Annotated in this window: 17 protein-coding genes; 1 reads left to right on the plus strand and 16 read right to left on the minus strand. The window is 49.7% G+C overall.

All coding sequences use genetic code 11. The features are described 5' to 3' along the window. Positions 1 to 208: 208 nt before the first annotated feature. From ACDE64_RS15205 to ACDE64_RS15215, 3 genes are read right to left on the minus strand one after another with little or no spacing between them, the layout of a single operon-like run. Positions 209 to 1435: an endonuclease Q family protein gene (locus ACDE64_RS15205; protein ID WP_411350309.1), complete on the minus strand. Its 1227-nt coding sequence runs from the start codon at positions 1433 to 1435 to the stop codon at positions 209 to 211. An 11-nt stretch (positions 1436 to 1446) separates the two neighbouring features. Beyond that, positions 1447 to 2022, minus strand: coding sequence for an NUDIX domain-containing protein (locus ACDE64_RS15210; RefSeq protein WP_411347384.1), 576 nt, complete (start codon positions 2020 to 2022; stop codon positions 1447 to 1449). A gap of 60 nt (positions 2023 to 2082) precedes the next feature. Beyond that, on the minus strand, positions 2083 to 3216 hold the full coding sequence (locus ACDE64_RS15215) for a M20/M25/M40 family metallo-hydrolase (RefSeq protein WP_411347385.1): 1134 nt from the start codon (positions 3214 to 3216) through the stop codon (positions 2083 to 2085). Positions 3217 to 3510: 294 nt separating this feature from the next. Between ACDE64_RS15215 and prli42 the strand changes: the two genes are divergently transcribed. Further along, positions 3511 to 3606 carry a stressosome-associated protein Prli42 gene (prli42, locus tag ACDE64_RS15220; RefSeq protein ID WP_411342989.1) on the plus strand — a complete coding sequence of 32 codons (96 nt, stop codon included), beginning with the start codon at positions 3511 to 3513 and terminating at the stop codon, positions 3604 to 3606. Here prli42 and lipB read toward each other — a convergent pair. The 13 genes from lipB to ACDE64_RS15285 form a co-directional block, all read right to left on the minus strand. Next, entirely contained in the window at positions 3601 to 4293 is a 693-nt protein-coding gene (gene lipB / locus ACDE64_RS15225; protein ID WP_411342990.1) for a lipoyl(octanoyl) transferase LipB, read from the minus strand. The genes prli42 and lipB overlap by 6 nt on opposite strands. A 172-nt stretch (positions 4294 to 4465) precedes the next feature. After that, on the minus strand, positions 4466 to 5881 hold the full coding sequence (locus ACDE64_RS15230) for a dihydrolipoamide acetyltransferase family protein (RefSeq protein ID WP_411347386.1): 1416 nt from the start codon (positions 5879 to 5881) through the stop codon (positions 4466 to 4468). A gap of 155 nt (positions 5882 to 6036) precedes the next feature. Next, positions 6037 to 7020, minus strand: coding sequence for an alpha-ketoacid dehydrogenase subunit beta (locus ACDE64_RS15235; RefSeq protein ID WP_411342992.1), 984 nt, complete (start codon positions 7018 to 7020; stop codon positions 6037 to 6039). After that, positions 7020 to 8048, minus strand: coding sequence for a thiamine pyrophosphate-dependent dehydrogenase E1 component subunit alpha (locus ACDE64_RS15240; RefSeq protein WP_411342993.1), 1029 nt, complete (start codon positions 8046 to 8048; stop codon positions 7020 to 7022). Before ACDE64_RS15240 ends, ACDE64_RS15235 begins: the two co-directional genes overlap by 1 nt. A gap of 335 nt (positions 8049 to 8383) precedes the next feature. Next, positions 8384 to 9802 (minus strand): dihydrolipoyl dehydrogenase, encoded by a 1419-nt coding sequence (lpdA, locus tag ACDE64_RS15245; protein WP_411342994.1) that lies wholly within the window; start codon positions 9800 to 9802, stop codon positions 8384 to 8386. Between the two features lie 184 nt (positions 9803 to 9986). After that, positions 9987 to 10202 carry a hypothetical protein gene (locus ACDE64_RS15250; protein WP_411342995.1) on the minus strand — a complete coding sequence of 72 codons (216 nt, stop codon included), beginning with the start codon at positions 10200 to 10202 and terminating at the stop codon, positions 9987 to 9989. Positions 10203 to 10356: 154 nt separating this feature from the next. Then, complete coding sequence (locus ACDE64_RS15255; RefSeq protein WP_411347387.1) at positions 10357 to 11550, minus strand: glycoside hydrolase family 88 protein; 1194 nt, start codon at positions 11548 to 11550, stop codon at positions 10357 to 10359. After that, positions 11547 to 13157: a response regulator gene (locus tag ACDE64_RS15260; protein ID WP_411347388.1), complete on the minus strand. Its 1611-nt coding sequence runs from the start codon at positions 13155 to 13157 to the stop codon at positions 11547 to 11549. The genes ACDE64_RS15255 and ACDE64_RS15260 overlap by 4 nt, the downstream gene beginning before the upstream one ends. Further along, a complete protein-coding gene (locus tag ACDE64_RS15265) occupies positions 13135 to 15135 on the minus strand; it encodes a sensor histidine kinase (RefSeq protein ID WP_411347389.1) in 2001 nt (666 codons plus the stop codon). The genes ACDE64_RS15260 and ACDE64_RS15265 overlap by 23 nt, the downstream gene beginning before the upstream one ends. Positions 15136 to 15423: 288 nt before the next feature. Then, a complete protein-coding gene (locus tag ACDE64_RS15270) occupies positions 15424 to 16812 on the minus strand; it encodes an ABC transporter substrate-binding protein (RefSeq protein ID WP_411347390.1) in 1389 nt (462 codons plus the stop codon). Between the two features lie 150 nt (positions 16813 to 16962). Then, the gene (locus ACDE64_RS15275; RefSeq protein ID WP_411346808.1) at positions 16963 to 17751 is read right to left on the minus strand and encodes a carbohydrate ABC transporter permease; all 789 of its coding nucleotides are present in this window, start codon (positions 17749 to 17751) and stop codon (positions 16963 to 16965) included. Between the two features lie 497 nt (positions 17752 to 18248). Beyond that, positions 18249 to 19184 (minus strand): carbohydrate ABC transporter permease, encoded by a 936-nt coding sequence (locus ACDE64_RS15280; protein WP_411347391.1) that lies wholly within the window; start codon positions 19182 to 19184, stop codon positions 18249 to 18251. A gap of 554 nt (positions 19185 to 19738) precedes the next feature. Next, positions 19739 to 20221 carry a GNAT family N-acetyltransferase gene (locus tag ACDE64_RS15285; RefSeq protein WP_411347392.1) on the minus strand — a complete coding sequence of 161 codons (483 nt, stop codon included), beginning with the start codon at positions 20219 to 20221 and terminating at the stop codon, positions 19739 to 19741. Positions 20222 to 20257: the final 36 nt, after the last annotated feature.

Here is a 20257-nt window from a genome sequence, read left to right on the forward strand (position 1 = left end):
AGGTAAATTTAATATTAGCATTAGCATTAGCATTAGCATTAGCATTAGCATTAGCATTAGCATTAGCATTAGCATTAGCATGTGAAAGTGTAATGGAATAGGTATAGGATTGGCTATGTAAAATAAAAAACCGCAACTTTTGAGCTGAGTGGCTCAATGGATGCGGCTTTATGCTTGTTTCTTTTGCGATGTAGGCGAAGGTATAGCTCTACCCTTTGACAACTTTACCGTAGGTTCCGCCGCCTCCGGCACTTAGGGTGAGTGTGCCGGTTCTTGCTTGGTGGATGTAGTCTGCGATTTCGGTGCCGACGATGGTAGCGAGGTCGGTCGTTGATGTATTGTGCAGGATGTCCATTTCGGTACCGAAGGCATCCAGCAGGCGGTTCATTTTGGCGGGACCTAGACCCGGGATGAAGGCTAGTGGTACTTGATAACGGTATGGCGGTCGGCTGGACGGTGGCTGTGGGTTGGGACGATCAGCGATGTTCAAGACGCGGTCGAGAACGCCGACAGTCAACTTGGTGCTACCACAATACGGGCAGCGTTCCAGCGCCGCTTCTGGCTCGTGAATGATATGCTCGCAGTTCATGCAGTAGGTGCGGTGGTATTTGCCAAGACGCGGGTCAAGTCCATAATTGGCCTCGATATGGCGTCCGTTTGTACCGCGTAGCACCTGCACCAGCTCGTCGAAGCTGGCTTCTTGCATCTGCATGACATTATACTCGCGACCGATTTTGCTGAGGGAATGGGCATCGGAATTCGTTAGCAGTGAGTACATATCCAGCTCGCTGATATAGCCTGCCATTTCGGTATCGGCGCTTAATCCCAGCTCGCCGCCATCGATCTGCTCCAAATTAAGTACATGCTCCATTCGATCGGTGACGCTGCCGTAAATGCCTTTGTGCGGGGTAAACATATGCGCAGGCATGAACAGACCACCACGCTGCTTCACCTGCTGCTGCAATTCGCGATAACTGGTATACAGACGCTGCGAGCTAAGCTGAAGATTCTTCATATGCTTGCCCATCCATTGCGCGAAGTCGTCCATCAGCTCCAGATCGCGAAAATAAACTAGCACATGTGCTTCATGATGGCCCGGCTCACGAATTTCGATCTCGGAGCCGAGCAGAATGGTCGTATCGCGATACCGAATACCGCCGCCCGGAATTTCGCTCATCTCACCACTGGAGATCAGATTACGAATATCCTGACGAACACCGGGCGAGTGGCAGTCGATAATACCGATCAGGTTAATGCCCTTGCGCAAGGACGCTTCGCGGGCGATATTCGCAAAGGTCAGATTGCGACTGCCGCTGATCTTAACCGGCTGCCCATCTTCGCTGCGACCGATATGAATATGCAGATCTGTGTAAATGCGCTGCAAACCTGTGGAAACATCCCCAGTGGAGTCTAGTTGTCTGGTTTGCTTGTTCATCATATTATCCTTCACTGTCCAAGCTTGCCGCCAAGTTTGATCAGCTGCCATGCTTGTACTGCCATAATCGTTTTTGCATCGCTGATTTGTTGATTGGCAATTTGCTCGTATGCCTGTTCCAGCGTGATTGTGCTCATTTCCAGAAATTCGTCCTCATCCAGCTTCGCTTCGCCTTCGATCAGCTCGTCCGCCAGATACAGATGAATCAGTTCATCCGCAAAGCCCGGCGATGTATAGAAGGAAAATAACAGCTTCAGCTCTTTGGCTTCATATCCGGTTTCTTCCTTCAATTCACGCGCGATGGCATCCTTTGGATCTTCGCCGATTTCTAGTTTGCCTGCTGGAATCTCCACCTGCGTGCGTCCAAGCGGCTGACGGAACTGCTCAACGACGATCATTTTATCGTCATGAATTGCTAGTACAGCGACCGCGCCGTTATGACGAATGATCTCGCGTTTGCTTGTTTCGCCGTTAGGCAGTTGTACGGTATCGACTTGCAGCTTGATCACTTTGCCATCAAAAATCTTTTCGGTGGACAGGGTAATTTCGTCCAATGCGGGGTTCGGTGTATGGTTGGAATTTGTCATAATGAGCCTCCTGAACAAGTGTAGTGTATGCCTTATCGTGAATGGCGATGCGCATAACGTTTATGCTTTGACTTTGGCTGTTTCCTGTACAATCTCGATGACAAGACGTGCAGCGTTCACTAGATCGTCACGGTGAATGCGCTCGCTTGTTGTATGAATATGTTCGTAGCCTACTGCCAGATTCGCGGTCGGCACACCCATCCCATTGAAAATGTTGGCGTCACTGCCACCGCCGGTATGAAAAATATCATTCGGCAGACCGAGGTTGGCGGATGCGCGCTGAGCGAGTGCCACCACTTCATCATCAGCTGTAAATTTGTAGCCCGGATAGACGATCACACTTTGGAAATGTGCCTTGGCGCCAAAATCAGCACATGTACTTTCTAACGATGCTTGCATTGCTTCCAGTTGGGTCACGACTTTCTCATGTACCAGACTGCGCGCTTCCGCTTCCAGACGAGCATAATCGCATACGACATTGGTTGCGCCGCCGCCTTCGAATTTACCGATATTGGCGGTTGTTTCGTGGTCGATGCGTCCTAGCTTCATACGGGAGATTGCTTTGCCTGCTACTTGAATGGCACTGATGCCGTCTTCTGGATTCACACCAGCATGTGCAGATTTGCCGTAGATTTCCATCACGACACGCGCTTGTGTCGGTGCCGCTACAGCAATCGTACCAACTGCACCGTTACAGTCCAGTGCATAGCCAAATTCGGCATCCAGCAGCGACGAATCCATCGCGCGTGCACCCATCAGCCCGGATTCTTCACCAGCAGTGATGACAAATTGAATCTGACCATGCGGGATGTTTTGCTCGCTCAATACACGCGCCATTTCGAATAATGCAGCTACACCAGCTTTGTCATCTGCGCCGAGAATCGTCTCACCAGCACTGCTGATCCAGCCCTGTTCATCCATAACTGGCTGAATACCGATGCCCGGTTTCACTGTATCCATATGCGTTGTGAAGAAGATTTTCGGGAAAGGCTGCTCTGTATTGGGTGCCAGCGTTGCAATCAGATTGCCTGCACCGTGACCTGTTTTCGCCGCGGATTCGTCTTCCACGACGGTAAAGCCGAGCGCAATCAGCTTCTCGGTCAGCACATCGGCGATCACACGCTCCTGCTTCGTTTCGCTGTCAATCTGTACAAGCTCCATAAATTCTTCGATCAGTCTGTTTTGTGATACCACAACAATTCGCCCCTTTAATCTATATACAATTTCGATAGTGAATCCGACCGGATGTAGGATGAAAGATACATCTACACGCCGTTATCGTGTTATATCAGAGCTGACATAAGGATGATAAACCTCTTTGCAAATGGGCATGGGAATAGGTATGATAACAGAGATACGCCTTTACGCGGAGAACAAGTATGTTCTATTAGCGAACAGATATGTTCTCTTGCGAACAAACAAGTATGTTCTCTTAGCGAACAGGTATGCAGCTGTATATTATTTACCAATTGGCAAAGGAGTCCCGTTATGCAACAGAAAAAATGGTTTAAAGTGTTCGTTTATGTCATGCTGATCGCGCTGGTCGGATCGGTTATTTTCTCCCTCGTTCAGCCGTTTCTATAGAAGGCTGTCCCATACCGGCTGCTCATAGCCAAAATGACGCACAAAATGCGGTACTATATCCTCAGCAACCTGACGGATATCATATGCGCGGCCGGTCATATCTTCTAACGATGTTACCCCGTATTGCTCAATACCACACGGAATAATGCCGCTGAACCCTTCATGTTGAATCCCTGAAGTTACATTAAAAGCAAAACCGTGACTCGTAATAAAGCCTTTGCGATTGCGGCATTTGTTGAACTTAATGCCGATCGCGGCAATTTTCAGATCACCGATCCAGACACCGGTGTACTCTTCTTTGCGTCCCGCTTGAATGCCCTGCTCGGCGAGATAGTCAATGATAACCTGCTCCAGTGTGCGCAAGTACGTGTGTGGGTCCATGCCTTTGGCAATATCAAGCAGCAAAATCGGATAACCGACCAATTGCCCCGGACCGTGATATGTAATGTCCCCGCCACGGTCAATTTGAAAAACGGCGATGCCGCGTTCCTTCAACTCTTCCTCGCTCCATAACAAATGCTCTGGATGGCGCTGTGAGCCAATCGTGTACGTCGGCGGATGCTGAAGCAGCAATAGCTGTTCGTCTAGCTCTCCCTGATCAATGTGCTGCACCAGTTCCTTTTGTCTGTCCCATGCTGACGCATATTCCATCAAAGGAGTATAAGAAACGTGAATGGACCTGCTCATGCTGAAACACTCCCTCCCCATCGTTAACCTCAATTGCGGAATTTGAAGAAAACATAAGCAAAAGGTCGACAAAACCGTATGGCTGTCAACCTTCTGCATATGCGTATTCCGCTGCGTATTCACTTTATTTAATGTACCGCATTCCCTCATGCAATACAACTTTGAACGTGGATCAGTACAGCTTCGTATCCATGCTGTAGCCTTCGAGATTATCTTTTACCCGTTGTAGGAAACGACCGCTGATGACGCCGTCCAGAATCCGGTGATCCAGCGACATACATAGATTCACCATCGAACGGACACCGATCATATCGTTGATTACAACTGGACGCTTCACAATCGATTCAAACGTCAGAATCGCTGCCTGTGGATAGTTGATAATCGGATACGACAGTACCGAACCGAAGGAACCTGTATTGTTCACAGTAAATGTACCACCTTGCATATCGTCCAGCTTCAGCTTACCGTCACGAGTGCGACGTGCCAGATCGTCAATCTCATGTGCAAGCCCGGCGATATTTTTCTGATCAGCGCGCTGGATGACTGGCGTCATAACGGAATCCTCGGTGCCGACAGCGAGTGAGACGTTGATATCGCGTTTTACGATAATTTTATCGACTGCCCAGACGGAATTGACGATGGGATAGTCTTTGATCGCGTTCACGACTGCCTTGATCAGGAATGGCAGGTAGGTTAAAGTAATGCCTTCGCTACGTTTAAATTCATCTTTGAGCTTGTTGCGCAGCATAACGAGATTGGTTACATCCACTTCGATCATCGTCCACGCATGTGGAATTTCCGATACGCTCTGACGCATATTGCGAGCAATCGCATTACGCAGCGGGGTTACGTCGATCATATGCTCGCCGCGTCCCGGTGCAGATTCGCTCTGTTCCAGTTCGATCTTCGGAATGGCCGGCGTTTCGCTCAAATGGATACCCGAATTACGAACCGCATAATCAGTTGCAGACGGTGTCTGAGCAGCAAACGATGGAGCTGGTTGTGTAGAAGTTGCTGCTTGTTGCTGATTGGCGGCAGGTGCAGAACCTGCTACGGCGCTACCATTTTCCACGGCTTTGAGCACATCGCGACGAGTTACACGTCCGCCAGCGCCAGTGCCTTGAATCAGCGATAAATCCAGTCCGTGCTGACCAGCCAGCGTTTGTACAGCAGGAGAATAACGTCCAGCCATAGCGCCAGATGCAGATGGAGTAGCAGTGCGCTGTGGTGCTGGTGCAGACGATGCAGCCGCTGTCGGTTCCACTGCTTGCGGTGTAGATGGGGAAGCTGGTACCGTCGGTTGCGTTGCCTGTGGCGGATTCGCTGGTGCTTCACCTTCCACGTGAATACGGCAAATGATCTCGCCAACAGCGACTTCCTGACCTTCTGCCGCCAGCAATTCACCCATGATGCCCTCCATTACGGATGGAATCTCAGCGTTTACTTTATCGGTAATCACTTCACAGATCGGTTCATACTGGTCGACCGGATCGCCGGGCTGCTTGAGCCATTTGGCGATGGTTGCGGATACGAGCGATTCCGCCAGTTGCGGCATCGCGATATCAGTCGGTTTTCCTTGTTGAGACATTATTTTCACTCCTGAAAATTGCCGGTCACCCTGTAGATGAACCGGCAATTTATTTTGGTTGTTGTTGCGTACTACATGTTGCATATTACATAAGATGGCACGGACAGGCGGTTCAACCTTCCGCTGCCATTGAATGATGCAGATATGATCTATTTTTAGAAAAGAGCAAGATCGCGCATGGCGGCTTTCACTTTGTCTTTGTTCAGCATATACGCTTTTTCCTGCGGCGGGTTGATCGGCATTGCCGGTGCATCTGGTCCTGCCAGACGGCGAATCGGTGCATCCAGATCGAACAAGCATTCCTCGGCGATAATGGCAGCCACTTCGCCGCCAACACCGCCAGTCAGATTGTCCTCATGCACGATCAGCACTTTACCCGTACGACGAGCCGCATCGATAATGCCCTGACGGTCAATCGGCTGAATGGTACGCAGATCCAGTACATGACTAGTAATGCCTTCCTGCTCCAGTTCCTCAGCAGCTTGCATGATGAAATGCAGGGGCAGACTGTAGCTGATTACGGTAATATCGTCGCCTTCGCGCAACACATTGGCTTTGCCGATTGGCACGACATAATCATCCTCCGGCACATCACCTTTGATCAGCTTATAGCATTTTTTATTTTCAAAAAAGAGTACCGGGTCTGGATCGCGAACGGCTGCTTTGAGCAATCCTTTCGCATCGTAGGCGGAGAATGGAGCAACGATCTTCAATCCAGCAGTTCCGAAGAACACCGACTCCATACATTGTGAGTGGTACAGACCGCCGAAAATACCGCCACCGATCGGTGCGCGTACGACCAGCGGACAGCTCCAATCGTTGTTAGAGCGATAGCGAATTTTCGCCGCTTCGCTGATAATCTGGTTCGTTGCTGGCAGCATAAAGTCGGAGTATTGCATCTCAGCAATCGGCTTCATGCCGTACATTGCCGCACCGATGGCTACACCGGCAATCGCGGATTCCGACAACGGCGTATCCATCACACGATCTTCGCCGTACAGCTCTTGCAATCCTTTGGTCGTCGTGAATACGCCGCCTTTGACACCGACATCTTCACCGAGTACGAATACATTCTCGTCCAGCGCCATCTCTTCTTTCATCGCCAGACGAATCGCATCAATATATTCCATCATTGCCATTACTGTGCATCCTCCCCGTCACCTGCAAATACATGCAGCAGTGTGTCTTCCGCGCGCGGATAAGGGGCGTTGTCCGCGTATTCGGTCGCTTCCTTCATGATCTGCGTGCATTCCTTTTGCAGCTCCTGATCTTGCTCTTCGGTCCAAATGCCGCAATCTAGCAAATATTGCTTGTAGCGCGGTACGCCGTCTTTTTTCCAGTTTGCGTCTACTTCTTCCTTCGTCCGGTAGGCCAGATCGTTATCAGAAGTGGAATGTGGAGCCAAGCGGTAAACCATCGATTCGATCAGTGTTGGACCTTCGCCGTTCATCGCACGCTCACGGGCTTCTTTAACCGCCGCATACACTTCCAGCACATCGTTGCCGTCTACGCGTAGACCGGGGAAGCCGTAACCAAGTGCACGGTCGCTAACTTTACCGCTCAATTGCTTGTGCAGCGGTACCGAGATTGCGTACTGGTTATTTTCACACATAATGATTACCGGCAGTTTATGTACACCGGCAAAGTTACAGCCTTCGTGGAAGTCGCCCTGATTGCTGGAACCTTCACCAAACGTGACGAAGGATACCAATTTCTGCTTCTTCATCTTGGCGGCAAGTGCGACGCCAACAGCGTGCGGTACTTGCGTCGTTACCGGACTAGAGCCAGTTACAATGCGCAGACGCTTGCTGCCAAAGTGACCTGGCATCTGACGTCCACCGCTGTTCGGGTCTTCCGCTTTGGCGAATGCCGATAACATCAGTTCGCGAGCAGTCATACCAACAGACAGTACAAATCCGTAATCGCGATAGTATGGCAGGAAATAGTCTTGATCCCGATCCAGTGCAAATGCTGCACCGACCTGAGTCGCTTCCTGTCCAACACCGGATACGTGGAAATTAATTTTACCAGCGCGTTGCAGCAGCAGACAACGTTCGTCAAACTTACGCGCCATCATCATATATCGATACAGTTCAATCGCCTGTTCGTTGCTCAGCCCGAGCTGTTCATGCCGGGTTTGCTGGTCAATAGTACCTTTTGCTTTCATCACAGGTACCTCCTTCATCAATAGCGAAGCCGTTATGCGGCTTCCTGGCTGTGTGGATTATGCTTCATCCGATTAGGATGCACGTTGCCTTTTGCCTGTATAGGTTAAGGGTACACTTCTGTCTCTCCATTCGCAAATGGTGCTACTCTATCTGCATGTGTGACGCAGTATATAACCGGATACCATGCAGTGTATACGTCATCATTGGCGCTTGTCTTAAAACCTGGTACTAAGACTTAGGTACAACCCTATTATAAGCATACTTTCTGACAAAAGAAAAGATGGATTTGTCCATTCTGCAGAATGGGCAGTCCATCTTTTACAATTTGTTGAATTTACATGCCAGTCGCTTTGCCATCGACTGCTAGCATCGCTTCACCCATAATCTCAGCAAGCGTCGGATGCGCATGCACCGTTTGTCCAACTTCCCATGGCGTAGCATCAAGGAATTGCGCCAGTGCCGCTTCGCTGATCAGATCTGTTGCTTGTGGACCGATAATCTGCACACCAAGCAGATCGTCGGTTTGTGCATCGGCAATCACTTTGACGAAGCCATCGCTCTCGCCGTGAACAAGTGCCTTGCCGATTGCTTTGAATGGGAATTTGCCGATTTTGACGGTTTTGCCTTGCGCTTCTGCTTGTGCTGCGGTAATGCCAACACTGGCTACTTCGGGGCGAGTATATACACAGCGCGATACTTGATCGGCGTCATAATGCACAGGTTCGCCAGACAGATGATGCACAGCGGCGATCCCTTCATGACTAGCAGCATGGGCGAGCTGCAATCCGCCGATAACATCGCCAATTGCATAAATATGCGCTTCGCTCGTCTGCATATTGGCATTGACTTTGATAAACCCGTTTTCCACCTGAATATCCGTATTAGCAAGACCGATCGTCTCCACGTTCGCACGACGTCCTACCGATACTAGCATCTGCGATGACGTCAGAGTGATAGTCTCTTCCTTATGCAGCATATCGATGGACAATTCGCCATCACCGGGACGATATGTATCCAGTTGCAGCGCCGCTCCCGTGTAAATGGTTACGCCACGCTTCTCCAGCAAACGACGCAGCTCGCGTGCCACTTCTTCATCCTCCAATGGCAAAATCTGCGGTGCCGCTTCAACAACCGTCACCTGCACGCCAAAGTCATTCAGCATCGATGCCCACTCCATACCAATTACGCCGCCACCTACGATCAGAATCGATGCCGGCAATTGCTCCAATTGCAGCGCATGATCGCTGTTCAGAATCAACTGTCCGTCCGCTTCCAGACCGGGCAGATCGCGTGGACGCGAACCGGTAGCGATGATTAGATTTTTGGATACAACTGTCTCCATCTCACCATCTTCGAATTCAACGGCTACGGCACCGCTTTGCGGGGAAAAGATGGACGGACCAATCACGCGTCCTTGCCCCTGCACAACACGGATTTTATTTTTGCTCATCAAATATTGCACGCCCTTGTGCAGTTGATCAACAATCCCTTGCTTGCGCGCCTGTACGCTGGCGAACTTCAGCGTTACATTATCGGCGGCAACGCCGTAATGCTCACTGTCCTGCATGAGCGCGAACACTTCGGCACTACGCAGTAGACTTTTGCTCGGAATACAGCCACGGTGCAGACATGTACCACCCAATTTGTCTTGCTCGATAATCACGACATCCTTGCCGAGTTGGGCTGCGCGAATCGCCGCCACATATCCTCCGGTGCCGCCTCCTAGAATAGCTACATCACAATTTATCGTCATCGTTGAGTCACTCTCTTTTCAAAATTTAAAATAAAGTACTTGTTAACATGCTGTATCTCTAATGCTTGTATAGAAACACTTGTTTATCGTAAATCCAGACACCGGCAATATTCAAGTCCTAACATTTCATCGACTTGCAGACTTGTAGTATAGTCACCGTAGCTTTTGTCTAGATATCGCTAGTCTACTCGTATAACGCATCCTTCAAACGAGTGGACATTTTCGGCTTTTTGCTGTTATTTGCCTTCACAAGTGCACTGCGCAGTCGCTGATTCTCGGCGCGTAGTGTCTGCACCGTTTCCAGCAGATGACGCACTGCCTGCTCATCATCCGGGCTAAGCCGTTCTTGACGCAGCAATGCCTCCACGTCTTCGATCCATTGCTGGTGCTGTTCATTCATAACTGGTTCCTCCCTGGTGAATGTGGACATAGACGGCAAAACAGAGATAAACCAGGCGCAGTAGGCCCGGTTTATCATTCGCGTCCGTATGTTCAGATGATCCCACACCTCTGTTTCTATAGTTCCACAATGCCCAGTAAGCGTCAAGCGACAGTTATGTGTGCAGCTGCAAGCCCGGTGTTAACAATCCCTGTCCACCATGCAGCTTCACCAGTGCCTCGGTAAAAAAGTAATCTCCATAAATGATCGGCATCTGCGTATGCCGCTGCTCCATATCCGGTACATATCCGCCTGTAATCAGCCCTTCTTCTCCGGCATGCCGCGTCGAATACTGCTCATACAGCCCATCTATCCAGATCGATGCGATTCGCTGCAATCGGCGTCGCTCCGATTTGATTACATAATTCGATAGCTCAAGTAGACCGCTAGCAGCGATTGCCGTTGCTGAGGAATCGATGAGATATTGCTGCTCCGCTGGCGCACGAAAGTCCCAGCAGGGCACAATCCGTTCCTCCATTTGTTCCAAGAAAAAGTCAGCAATCCGCCGTGCCAGCTCCAAATATCGAGTCTTGGCAGTATACGCATACGACAACGTAAACCCGTATAATGCCCACGCCGTTCCTCGCGCCCATGCCGAACCGACATGATGAGCGTGACCCGCATGCTCGCGCTGTCGTTGCCCGGTATTATGATCGAACTCTACCACATGACAGACCGATCCATCCTGCCGCACCAGCTCACGCGCCACCGTATCCGCATGCGCCATTGCCAGCGCGCGATAACGCGGATCACCGGTTTGCAGCGATGCCCAGTATAACAGCGGCAGATTCATCAGACTGTCAATTACCGTAACCCCGCGCGTATCCATCAGCGCCGATTCAAAATTCCACGCCCGCAAATATCCACCCCGCACATTAAATCGCCCTGCCAACAAATTAGCAGCAAGCAAGCTACGACGACGCGCTTCCAGATCACCGGTCTGCTCATAATTTGCCACTCCGCTCAGTAACCAGCTCAAGCCGAGATTGTGATCTACTTGTTCAGGATGGTGCAGGCAGCGCTCCAACTGCTGCTCACAGCTTCGTGCCCAGCGCAATAATGATTGATCCTGTTCCATCTGCTGCTGATCCAATGTTCGCATCAATTCCCTGATATCATATCGCTGAACTAACCATAACAAGCCCGGCCAGAAGCCTGCTGTCCACCATTCCGGTGTACAACGATCATACCGACCATGCTGGGCAATATGTGGAAAATGATCGCGAATGATTGGTGACTGTGCTCGGATTGTATCCATTGTCCATGTCCATATTTCGCCGGAGCTTTGCATGCCAGCCGCGGCATTCATCCCTGTTCCCCTTTGCTTTTGACAGGAGATTGACCGGTGTACAGCTTGTATAATTTCAGAAAATAGCTTTTATACTGATATCCTAGCATCCGTGCCACTTCCTCCACCGTGCCTTCGCCCGACGAGATCCATTCCTGCGCACGCTCCATTTTGACACGAGTGACGTATTCGATAAATGTCTCACCCGTCTCGCGCTTGAACAGCCGGCTAAAATAACTGTGATTCAGATGCAGCTCATCGGCAACCTCCTCCAGCTTGACCAGCCGATGCATATGTTGCTCCACATAGCTGCGCGCCCGGAAAATCTCCGGTCGGCAATCCGGCTGCCCTGCCCAGCTACGTGCCCGTTCTGCCAGCGCAACGAATGTACTATCCAGCCATTCCTCCAATTCACCCAGATGCCCCACCTCCGACATCTGCCGATGCAGTTGCTCAACTGGAATGGCAAAAGGCTGCCCATACCGTTGCTGCCGCTTGAGCTGCCAGTCAATCGCCAGCTTGAGCATGAAGGACTTGACCACCTCCGGGTGATAACATTGCTCGGTCATTTGGCGTAACCAATCCGCGATCCAGCCGTGAATATCGCCTTCTGGCTGCAATACAGTGGCAAGCGTCTCCGTCACTGCCGGATAATCGGCGAACAACTGACTTTCCTGTCCAAACGCTACCGGAATCGGTGCCCGATACAGCTGTGACGGTTGCAGGTAGAAATAACAATCGCTCTGCTCCTTGAGCAGTATCGACTGGCGGATCAATGGCAACAATCCCGATTGTACCGCTCCAGCGACAGCGATCATTTCCGCTTTGGCGAACTTTTTGACACTGTGCATCATCCGGTAGATCACATCATGCAAAATATGTTCCTGCTCATGATGCGACCGTACAGGTAACGAGATCCAGATATATCCCTCCCCGCCCTGCTGACTCAAATGAATCGCTCGCCCAGAACCTTCGGCAATCTCCTCCACAATATTCTCCACTGCAAACGACAGCAGTTCCAGATCATGAAAACGACGCTTGCGCTCCGCACTGGCAGTGATCCGATAATACACTGGAACCAGTCCGCTTCCATTCCATTCAAATCCAAAGTGCGCCAGTCGCCGAACACCATATGATTCGTCCACTTCACTGCCGGATAACAATTCATCAGTCAGCTTGCGCTTGAGCAGCAGCCGATGACGACGATGCTCCTCCTGCAAACGGCGACGTTCGCGCGAATCGGATTGCTCACGCTCCAATCGTTCGCAGATTTCTTTGAGCACATGCTCCAATTGCCCCGCGGTCAGATTCTCCTTTAGCAAATAATCTTTGACACCTAGCTTCACCGCTTGCTGTGCATATGCAAATTCGCCATGACACGAAATGATGACCGACTGCAAAGATGGCTGCTGCTGCTTGATCTGTGTAATCAGCTCAATCCCGTTCATCTCCGGCATGCCAATATCAGTTACGACGATATCGACTCCGTGCTGCTGCGCGTACAGAAGCGCTTCCCGCGATCCACTGAAGCAGCCCTTCAATTCCAGACCTAACGACTCCCATTGCACCGACTTGGACAAATAATTCAAGACCGGTCGATTATCATCAACGATCATTACGCTGTACATCCTGCTTCTCCTCCTTGTCATTCGATAATGCTGTCCCTGCATCCGTATCGGGAGCTATAGACGATTCGGAATCCATATCAGCCTGAGTCGTGGTATGAATTCCGTTTCCAGACGAATGCAACGGAATTCCCAGCACAATGCCCGTGCCTTCGCCTGGATGACTATCCACCTGAATCTGCACCTGATTACCATAGATCATATACAGACGACGCACCACATTGGTCAAACCGATACCGGAAATGCCTGTACGATTGTGCGGCGATGTCTGGTTCAGATGTTGCTCGAACGCTGTCCCTTCCTCTTCCGATGTCATAGCTTCTACTTCCGATTGCAATGTATAATCTGTCGGTGCAAACAAATCAGAATCGTCAAAAACATCAGTATCCACAGGCTCCCCTAACAAAGCGAGCTTTGCCCGAACTGCTTGTAACCGCTTCTCATCCATGCCTTCGCCACTGTCACGCACTTCGATATGCAGAAACTGCCCTTCCACCCACGATTGAATCCACAAAATGCCGCCATACCGAGATAGCCCGTGCTGATACGCATTCTCCACGAGCGGCTGGATAATGAAGCGCGGCAGCATCACTTCCAGCGATTCTGGCTGCACATCCATCTCCAATCGTACGCGTGTATCGCGCTGAAAATCGATCAACCGCACATAATGACGCACCGTCTCCATCTCCTCGCGTACCGGGATCATCTCGTTACCACGATTGATCGTCATACGTAGCAGCGAAGAGAGCGACCCAAGCAACTCGGCAGCTTCTTCTGAGCCTTTGAGCAGCAGATCCATACGAATCGCACCCAGAATATTGAACAGAAAATGCGGGTTGATCTGCGCTTGCAGCATATCCAGTTCCGCACGCCTGCGTTCGCTCTGCTCGCGTTCCACCTGTGTAATCATATTTTCCACCCGATCCAGCATATCGTCGAGCGATTGACCGAGTAGTCCCGCTTCATCCTCGCCGCGAATGCCAGAACGTAGATGCAAATGCTCATTGTCGATCTTGCGTACTACCTTCACGAGTCGGGCAATTGGCTGTGTCAATCGAGCGATGCCCAGCATGAGAAGTAGCAGAAATAACAGCACGACAACCGCCTGCACCAGATTCGTCACCTGATAGATTCGGTTAATCTTCTGCGCCGCCGCACCATACGGCACTAACCCCTCTAACCGCCAACCGGAGACGGACATATCGCGCTCGACCTCTACGAGATCGCTGCGCCCATTTTTTACCGTTTCAAAATCTTTGCCGATCATGCCGTCATCATTATGCGAAATGATCCGGTTGTCTGATCCGACCACCATCATCTGAATGGTGGAGCTGTATTTGCTCAGCACTTCCTTGAGCCGCTGCTCATCCATACTAATCACCACATAGCCATACGGCTTCCCTGACAAAATACGCAAACTTCGCGCCACAGACAACATATACGGATGCTGTCTCGCATCGGCTCCCTGCTGGCTAATATACGCTGGATGCAGCCAGAAATTCAGCCGCCCTCCAGCTGCAAACTGCTCGCTATGAACAATACTACTCATATTCAGCCCGTCAATCCGGTACTGATCTGATTGAAAATTGCTATAGATCATCTTGCCATCGCCCGTCCACACAGAAATGTACACCGGCTCACCCGCATACGATAGATTGTCCAGCTTACGCATCACATCAGACACTTCCGTCTGTCCGACATAGACGCCGCTTTGCCGATATTTAAGCGACAGATTCAATTCATTGTCTAGATATAGATAATTGGAAATGTAGATCAGACGGTTGATCTGATCGGTCAAATAGAGATTCGCTGCATCGAGCGAGTTGCCCGCATTCTGGATAACCGTTTCTTTCATCATATCTTTGGTCAGCCAGCTTGATAGCAGCGAACCTGCCCCGATCGTCAGCAACAGACAGCAGGCAACTGCCACAATCAGCTTGCTGCGCAGTGATACCGGTCGCCATCCGTGCCACTTGTTCATCCCGTCCGCCTCATTTCCATAGTGATTCGTAGTTTCAATGATTCGATGGTTCGGTAATACTTCGTTTTGAATATGCTCTCATGTTTGCTCTGGGTCATACTTTGATTTTTGTGAACAATACTGAGATGCACTCTATGAACATATATCTCTATTATATTGTTTCCGCTTACATTATAAATGGCATATATCGTAAAACGGAACAACGGCGCGTCAATATGATGAACGCGCCGCAGCCGAATAGTCTGTTACCGTATTGCCTATACGAATGATGAGTGTATCTGGTATTCGTCAATTGCGGTTGGCGTCAATAATCTGCTGCACAATCGCTTTGCTGTTAGTAATCGTTGTATTCAAGTCCTGCTTCTGCAAAATATACTTTTCAAACTCTGCATTCACTTCGGATTCGATCTCCGACAGATACGGAACCGCAGGCGGTTTGTTGATGCCCTGACTCACTTTGAAAGTCGCAGTCAGTGAATCGAGATCGACCTGTTCTGGATGCGTACCGTTGTTAACGATCGTTTCCAGCTCCTTGCTGACATCTGCCTTTTTCCAAGATGAGATGTCTGTGCCTTGCGCTTGCAAGCCTTCGGTAGTCATCCAGCGAATAAACTGGAAGGCAGTATCTTGTTGCTGGGAACCGGCACCGATGCCGTAATAATCGTAGTCATTGCTTGTGTAAATGGTTTTGTCGGCAGCATTATTTTTCGGATACGGAGCTACCGCCACCTTAAAGTCCGGTGCGGATTCGGCAGTACCGGAGATCGTCGAGTTCATCCAGCTCCCCATCACCAGCATGCTCGCTGCACCGCTCAGGAATTGGTCGCGGTAATTCAGCTTCTGGGAAATCGCATCGCTGTATGGCACTGCCGAATGATCGGTATGCTCAGCATCATAACGCAGCTGGAACGAATTACGCAGGTTCGGATCATCCATATTCGATGTGCCATCGGCTTTGAGATAGCTGTTGTTTTCTGGCTGGTTCAGCAGTTCCAGCAACGTCTGCGATGCCCATGTATGGAAATATACGCCATAGTAGCTATGGTCAGGAGCAGTCAGCTTTTTCGCATATTCGCGGAATTCATCCCACGTCCAATCGGTCGGTACTTTCAGCCCTGCTTTGTCCAGACGGTCTTTGTTCAGCAATACATACGTAATGGAACGTTTACCCGGAATGGCATAGCGTACATTGTCGACCGGGAAATCTGCCAAATATTCATCTCCGTAATTAAAATCGATCAGATCATCCAGTGGTGCAAACATGCCCATATCGACTCGCTGTGCGTAGGTCATCGCATTGTTGACCATCACCACGTCGATATTGTCACCGGAACCGGCAGCCAGATCGAGCTTTTTGATATATTCGTCGGTATCACCTTTGGTAGATAGACCGACGTACTGGATATCAATATCAGGATGTGCCTTTTGCCAAGCAGCGTAGACTTTATCCCAGTTGAATTGCTCTTTGGTATACCAGGTGTAAAAGGTAATCGTCTTCTTCCCGTCTGCTCCGGTGGTGGCGCTTTGTGACTTTCCGCAGCCTGCTAGCACCAGCATGATACAGAGAAAGATCAGCAGGGCCGAACGGCGCGATAAACGTTGCAAAGAAGTTGTAACAGTAGATGTCTGTCCTGCTGGATTGTCAGGATGTGCAGATGTATGTGATTTGGATGTCATAATGTTCCCCTTTCGATTGGCAGTGTAGGTTATGTGATCAAATGCTTTTATTTAAACGATGATTAGCGATGATACACGGGTATGAACTGTCGGTATGCCATTTTATCTAATACAAGATGTATACCGATAACGAATGCACACCAGATACAGTTAACCCTTGACTCCGCCCAATGCAATACCGCCAATAACATGCTTCTGTGCCAGCAAGAACACAATCAACAGCGGCAAAATCGCCGAACATGTTCCAGCCATAATCAGCGAGTAAAATTCCCCGGTTGCATCAGCGAATCGATTAATACCTAGTTGCACCGTAAATAGCTCTGGCGAACGTAAAAAGATCAGCGGTGCCTGATAATCATTCCATGTCCAGATAAACCGTAAAATCGCATACGTCGCAATAAACGGCTGCACGAGCGGCAACGCAATCTGGGCAAAAATACGCGCATGTCCAGCTCCGTCGATTTTGGCAGATTCGATAAACTCCGTATGAATCGACATAAACGCCTGCCGCAGCATAAACGTACCTAGTGCACTAAACGATTCCAGTAACACCAGTCCGATATGCGTATCAAACAATCCGAGACTGCGATACATAATAAACTGCGGTACGAGCAGCGCCTGCCCTGGAATCATAAAGGTCAGCAGCACTACGATAAACAACGTATCCCGACCGCGAAATTGAATTTTGGAAAAGGCATATGCTGCCATTGCGGAGGTGATGACGGAGATCAGAATAGTCAGCACAGATACCTTGATAGAGTTCCAGTAATACAGCACAAATGGTGGATCACCGAACCAGACGGTACGATAGTTCTCAATGGCGTTCCACGTCTGTGGAATCCACTGCACCGGATACTTGAACACATCCGCTTCCGGCTTGAATGAAGCGGACAGCATCCAGATGAATGGCAGTAGAAAAATGACGCCTATGATCAGCATGATAACGGTTACAATTATTTTCGTCAAAGACCATTTGATAGCAGGTCGGCTCTTGCTTTTGGGCGGTATGGCGCGTGCAGGAGCCGGAATTGGATTGAGCGGGTTGTCCAAGAGTAGCACCTTCCTTTCAGATGGATTGTGGGTGGGTGGATGTGCTTGTTGCAGGGTGCGCTGCGGGAAGGGATTAGGGAACGGGACTCCGGTGGAACATGAGGAATCTATGAATTGGAAGTAAAGGTTGATTCCTCACGTTCCAAAGTCGCCCTTTTCCCTAATTCCCTTCCCTCCGCTCCGTGCAAATGCATCATGCCACTCTCACACGGTGAGGAGCAGTTTTTTTGTGATTGGAGCAAGGTTGAAAGAATGCGGTTAGTATTGTGTATTGATGTGATTTGAGATTATTTTGGGTTTGGTGTTGTTTACTTTTTTTTGAACTCATTTAGCTTGAGTGTGTGATGTGAATGCTTTGTAGTTCATTTCTTTTATGGATGAACTTGTTAGTAGTTGACCCATTTTTTTTGACCCCAGAATTGCAGGATGGTGATGAGTAGAATGACGGCGAATAGGAAGACGGATTCGGCGGCGGCGTAGCCCATTTTTAGGTTGATGAATGCTTGGTCGTAGATTTCGTAGACCATGACGTTAGTGGACTTGGCGGGACCGCCTTGGGTGAGTACGGCGATCAGGTCGAATGTTTTGAATGAATAGATGACGCCGGTGATCAGTAGGAAAAAGGTTGTTGGCGACAGCATTGGAACGGTGATCGAGCGAAATTGACGCAATTTGGATGCACCGTCGATTTCGGCGGCTTCGTACAGGTCTTTTGGAATGGATTGTAGACCTGCTAAGTATACGATCATGTTGAAGCCGATGGATGTCCAGACGCTGATCAGCATGATCGATGGCAATGCGTATGATGTATCGGCGAGCCATTTGGGTGGATTCTCAATGCCGAGTGACATCAGGAAATGATTGACTGGTCCTTGCGATGGGTGGAACAGGATCTGGAATACGATCGCTACTGCCACTACGCTGGATATGTAGGGCATGAAGTAGATGACTTTGAAAAAGCTTTTGAAATAAACCAGTTCATCTACCACAATCGCCACAATTAGCGATACGAACAGCGTGACCGGAACGGCAATGAGCAGCTTCAGATTGTTCAGCAGCGATACGAAGAACGTCGTATCTTGAAACAGATGGCGGAAGTTGTCCAGTCCGACCATCTCCACCCCACTCAATCCTTGAATAAAATTCCATTTGGTTAAACTAACGAAAAAGAGCGAGATCATCGGAATCAAAATAAATACAGTCAAACCGAGCAGCATCGGCGCGGCGAACAAATAACCAGCCAGCGTTTCTTTCGTCCTGACTGACAGCCACGAACGCGAACCGGCTGTTTTGGATGAAGCTGTGGATGCGGAACGCTCCATCACGGGCACCTCCCTGATTCCTGTCTGCCAGCCGCGGACTGGTACAGGAATATGATATGTGACTTCTGCTGTTATTGTATCGTTTGGCAGAAATGGGGATAAGCAACAGATATGACTGGTTTGGAGACAAATCTTACTTGTTGGGGAAATGGGATGGAGATGGGGGACCGCTACGGGAAGGGATTAGGGGGCGGGACTCGGGTGGAGGCACGAGAATCTACGGATTAGGAGAACTGGTAGATTCTCGCACCTCCAAAGTCGTCCCTTCCCCCTAATTCCCTTCCCTCCGCTCCGAGCATCTCGCATCTTTTCCGGTGGTGGCGGGGGTAGAAAAACAGAAAAAGGTGTGGTTTGAATTGAGGTTCAATGTGCACTTGAATGGGTGTAGATTGGTTATTATGATGGATATGAGTGTTACATCGTTTTAGATCATATTGGATCGGTTTAGATGGTTTTGGAGTGTATGTAATGGAAAAAAGCCGCGTCCATGATAACGTTGGGTTACTTATCATGGACGCGGCTTCTGATTGTAGATGGACATTCATTGTATTTACTTACTGTGCAAGGTCTTTTACGTACCATGCGTCGCAGGCGCCGTGTTCGGTGTCTGGGAAGGGGGTTTCTAGTTGGCGGAAGCCGAATTTGAGATAAAGGGTGTTGGCGGCTTCCAGCGATTGGAATGTTTCGAGATAGCAGAGTTTGTAGTGTTCTGCGGCGAATGATAGAGCAGTTTGCATCAGTTGTTTGGCGATCCCTTGACCTTGAGCTGCGGGTGTAAGGTATAATTTTTGCAATTCGCAGACGTCAGCATTGGCACCAAATGGACCGATACCTGCACCGCCGAGTACTTCATCGTTATCATTGACAGCTACCCAGTATTTGGCGTTGGGGTACTGTTGATAGTATTCGGCAAGGCTACCCAATTGCGGATCAAAGTAGGCGGTGCCGGGCAGATTGAGGTTGAAGGATTCCAGTGAGCGTTTGATGATGCTCTCAATGGCGTTGTTATCTTTCGGTTGGATTTCACGTATATTCATGCGCACAGCCCTCCTCTTTTGCATAATCATTGTATA

The sequence above is a fragment of the Paenibacillus sp. WLX2291 genome (genome assembly GCF_046603665.1).
Classification (GTDB): domain Bacteria; phylum Bacillota; class Bacilli; order Paenibacillales; family Paenibacillaceae; genus Saccharibacillus.

What these genes read in the sequence shown, in the direction of transcription:
- ACDE64_RS15210 (WP_411347384.1), bottom strand. Translation starts at nt 2,022, where the DNA reads ATGACAAATTCCAACCATACACCGAACCCCGCATTGGACGAAATTACC.
- ACDE64_RS15275 (WP_411346808.1), bottom strand. Translation starts at nt 17,751, where the DNA reads ATGCTGATCATAGGCGTCATTTTTCTACTGCCATTCATCTGGATGCTG.
- lpdA (WP_411342994.1), bottom strand. Translation starts at nt 9,802, where the DNA reads ATGACGATAAATTGTGATGTAGCTATTCTAGGAGGCGGCACCGGAGGA.
- ACDE64_RS15260 (WP_411347388.1), bottom strand. Translation starts at nt 13,157, where the DNA reads ATGTACAGCGTAATGATCGTTGATGATAATCGACCGGTCTTGAATTAT.
- prli42 (WP_411342989.1), top strand. Translation starts at nt 3,511, where the DNA reads ATGCAACAGAAAAAATGGTTTAAAGTGTTCGTTTATGTCATGCTGATC.
- ACDE64_RS15270 (WP_411347390.1), bottom strand. Translation starts at nt 16,812, where the DNA reads ATGACATCCAAATCACATACATCTGCACATCCTGACAATCCAGCAGGA.
- ACDE64_RS15280 (WP_411347391.1), bottom strand. Translation starts at nt 19,184, where the DNA reads ATGGAGCGTTCCGCATCCACAGCTTCATCCAAAACAGCCGGTTCGCGT.
- ACDE64_RS15285 (WP_411347392.1), bottom strand. Translation starts at nt 20,221, where the DNA reads ATGAATATACGTGAAATCCAACCGAAAGATAACAACGCCATTGAGAGC.
- ACDE64_RS15250 (WP_411342995.1), bottom strand. Translation starts at nt 10,202, where the DNA reads ATGAATGAACAGCACCAGCAATGGATCGAAGACGTGGAGGCATTGCTG.
- ACDE64_RS15265 (WP_411347389.1), bottom strand. Translation starts at nt 15,135, where the DNA reads ATGAACAAGTGGCACGGATGGCGACCGGTATCACTGCGCAGCAAGCTG.
- ACDE64_RS15205 (WP_411350309.1), bottom strand. Translation starts at nt 1,435, where the DNA reads ATGAACAAGCAAACCAGACAACTAGACTCCACTGGGGATGTTTCCACA.
- ACDE64_RS15235 (WP_411342992.1), bottom strand. Translation starts at nt 7,020, where the DNA reads ATGGCAATGATGGAATATATTGATGCGATTCGTCTGGCGATGAAAGAA.
- lipB (WP_411342990.1), bottom strand. Translation starts at nt 4,293, where the DNA reads ATGAGCAGGTCCATTCACGTTTCTTATACTCCTTTGATGGAATATGCG.
- ACDE64_RS15255 (WP_411347387.1), bottom strand. Translation starts at nt 11,550, where the DNA reads ATGAATGCCGCGGCTGGCATGCAAAGCTCCGGCGAAATATGGACATGG.
- ACDE64_RS15230 (WP_411347386.1), bottom strand. Translation starts at nt 5,881, where the DNA reads ATGTCTCAACAAGGAAAACCGACTGATATCGCGATGCCGCAACTGGCG.
- ACDE64_RS15240 (WP_411342993.1), bottom strand. Translation starts at nt 8,048, where the DNA reads ATGAAAGCAAAAGGTACTATTGACCAGCAAACCCGGCATGAACAGCTC.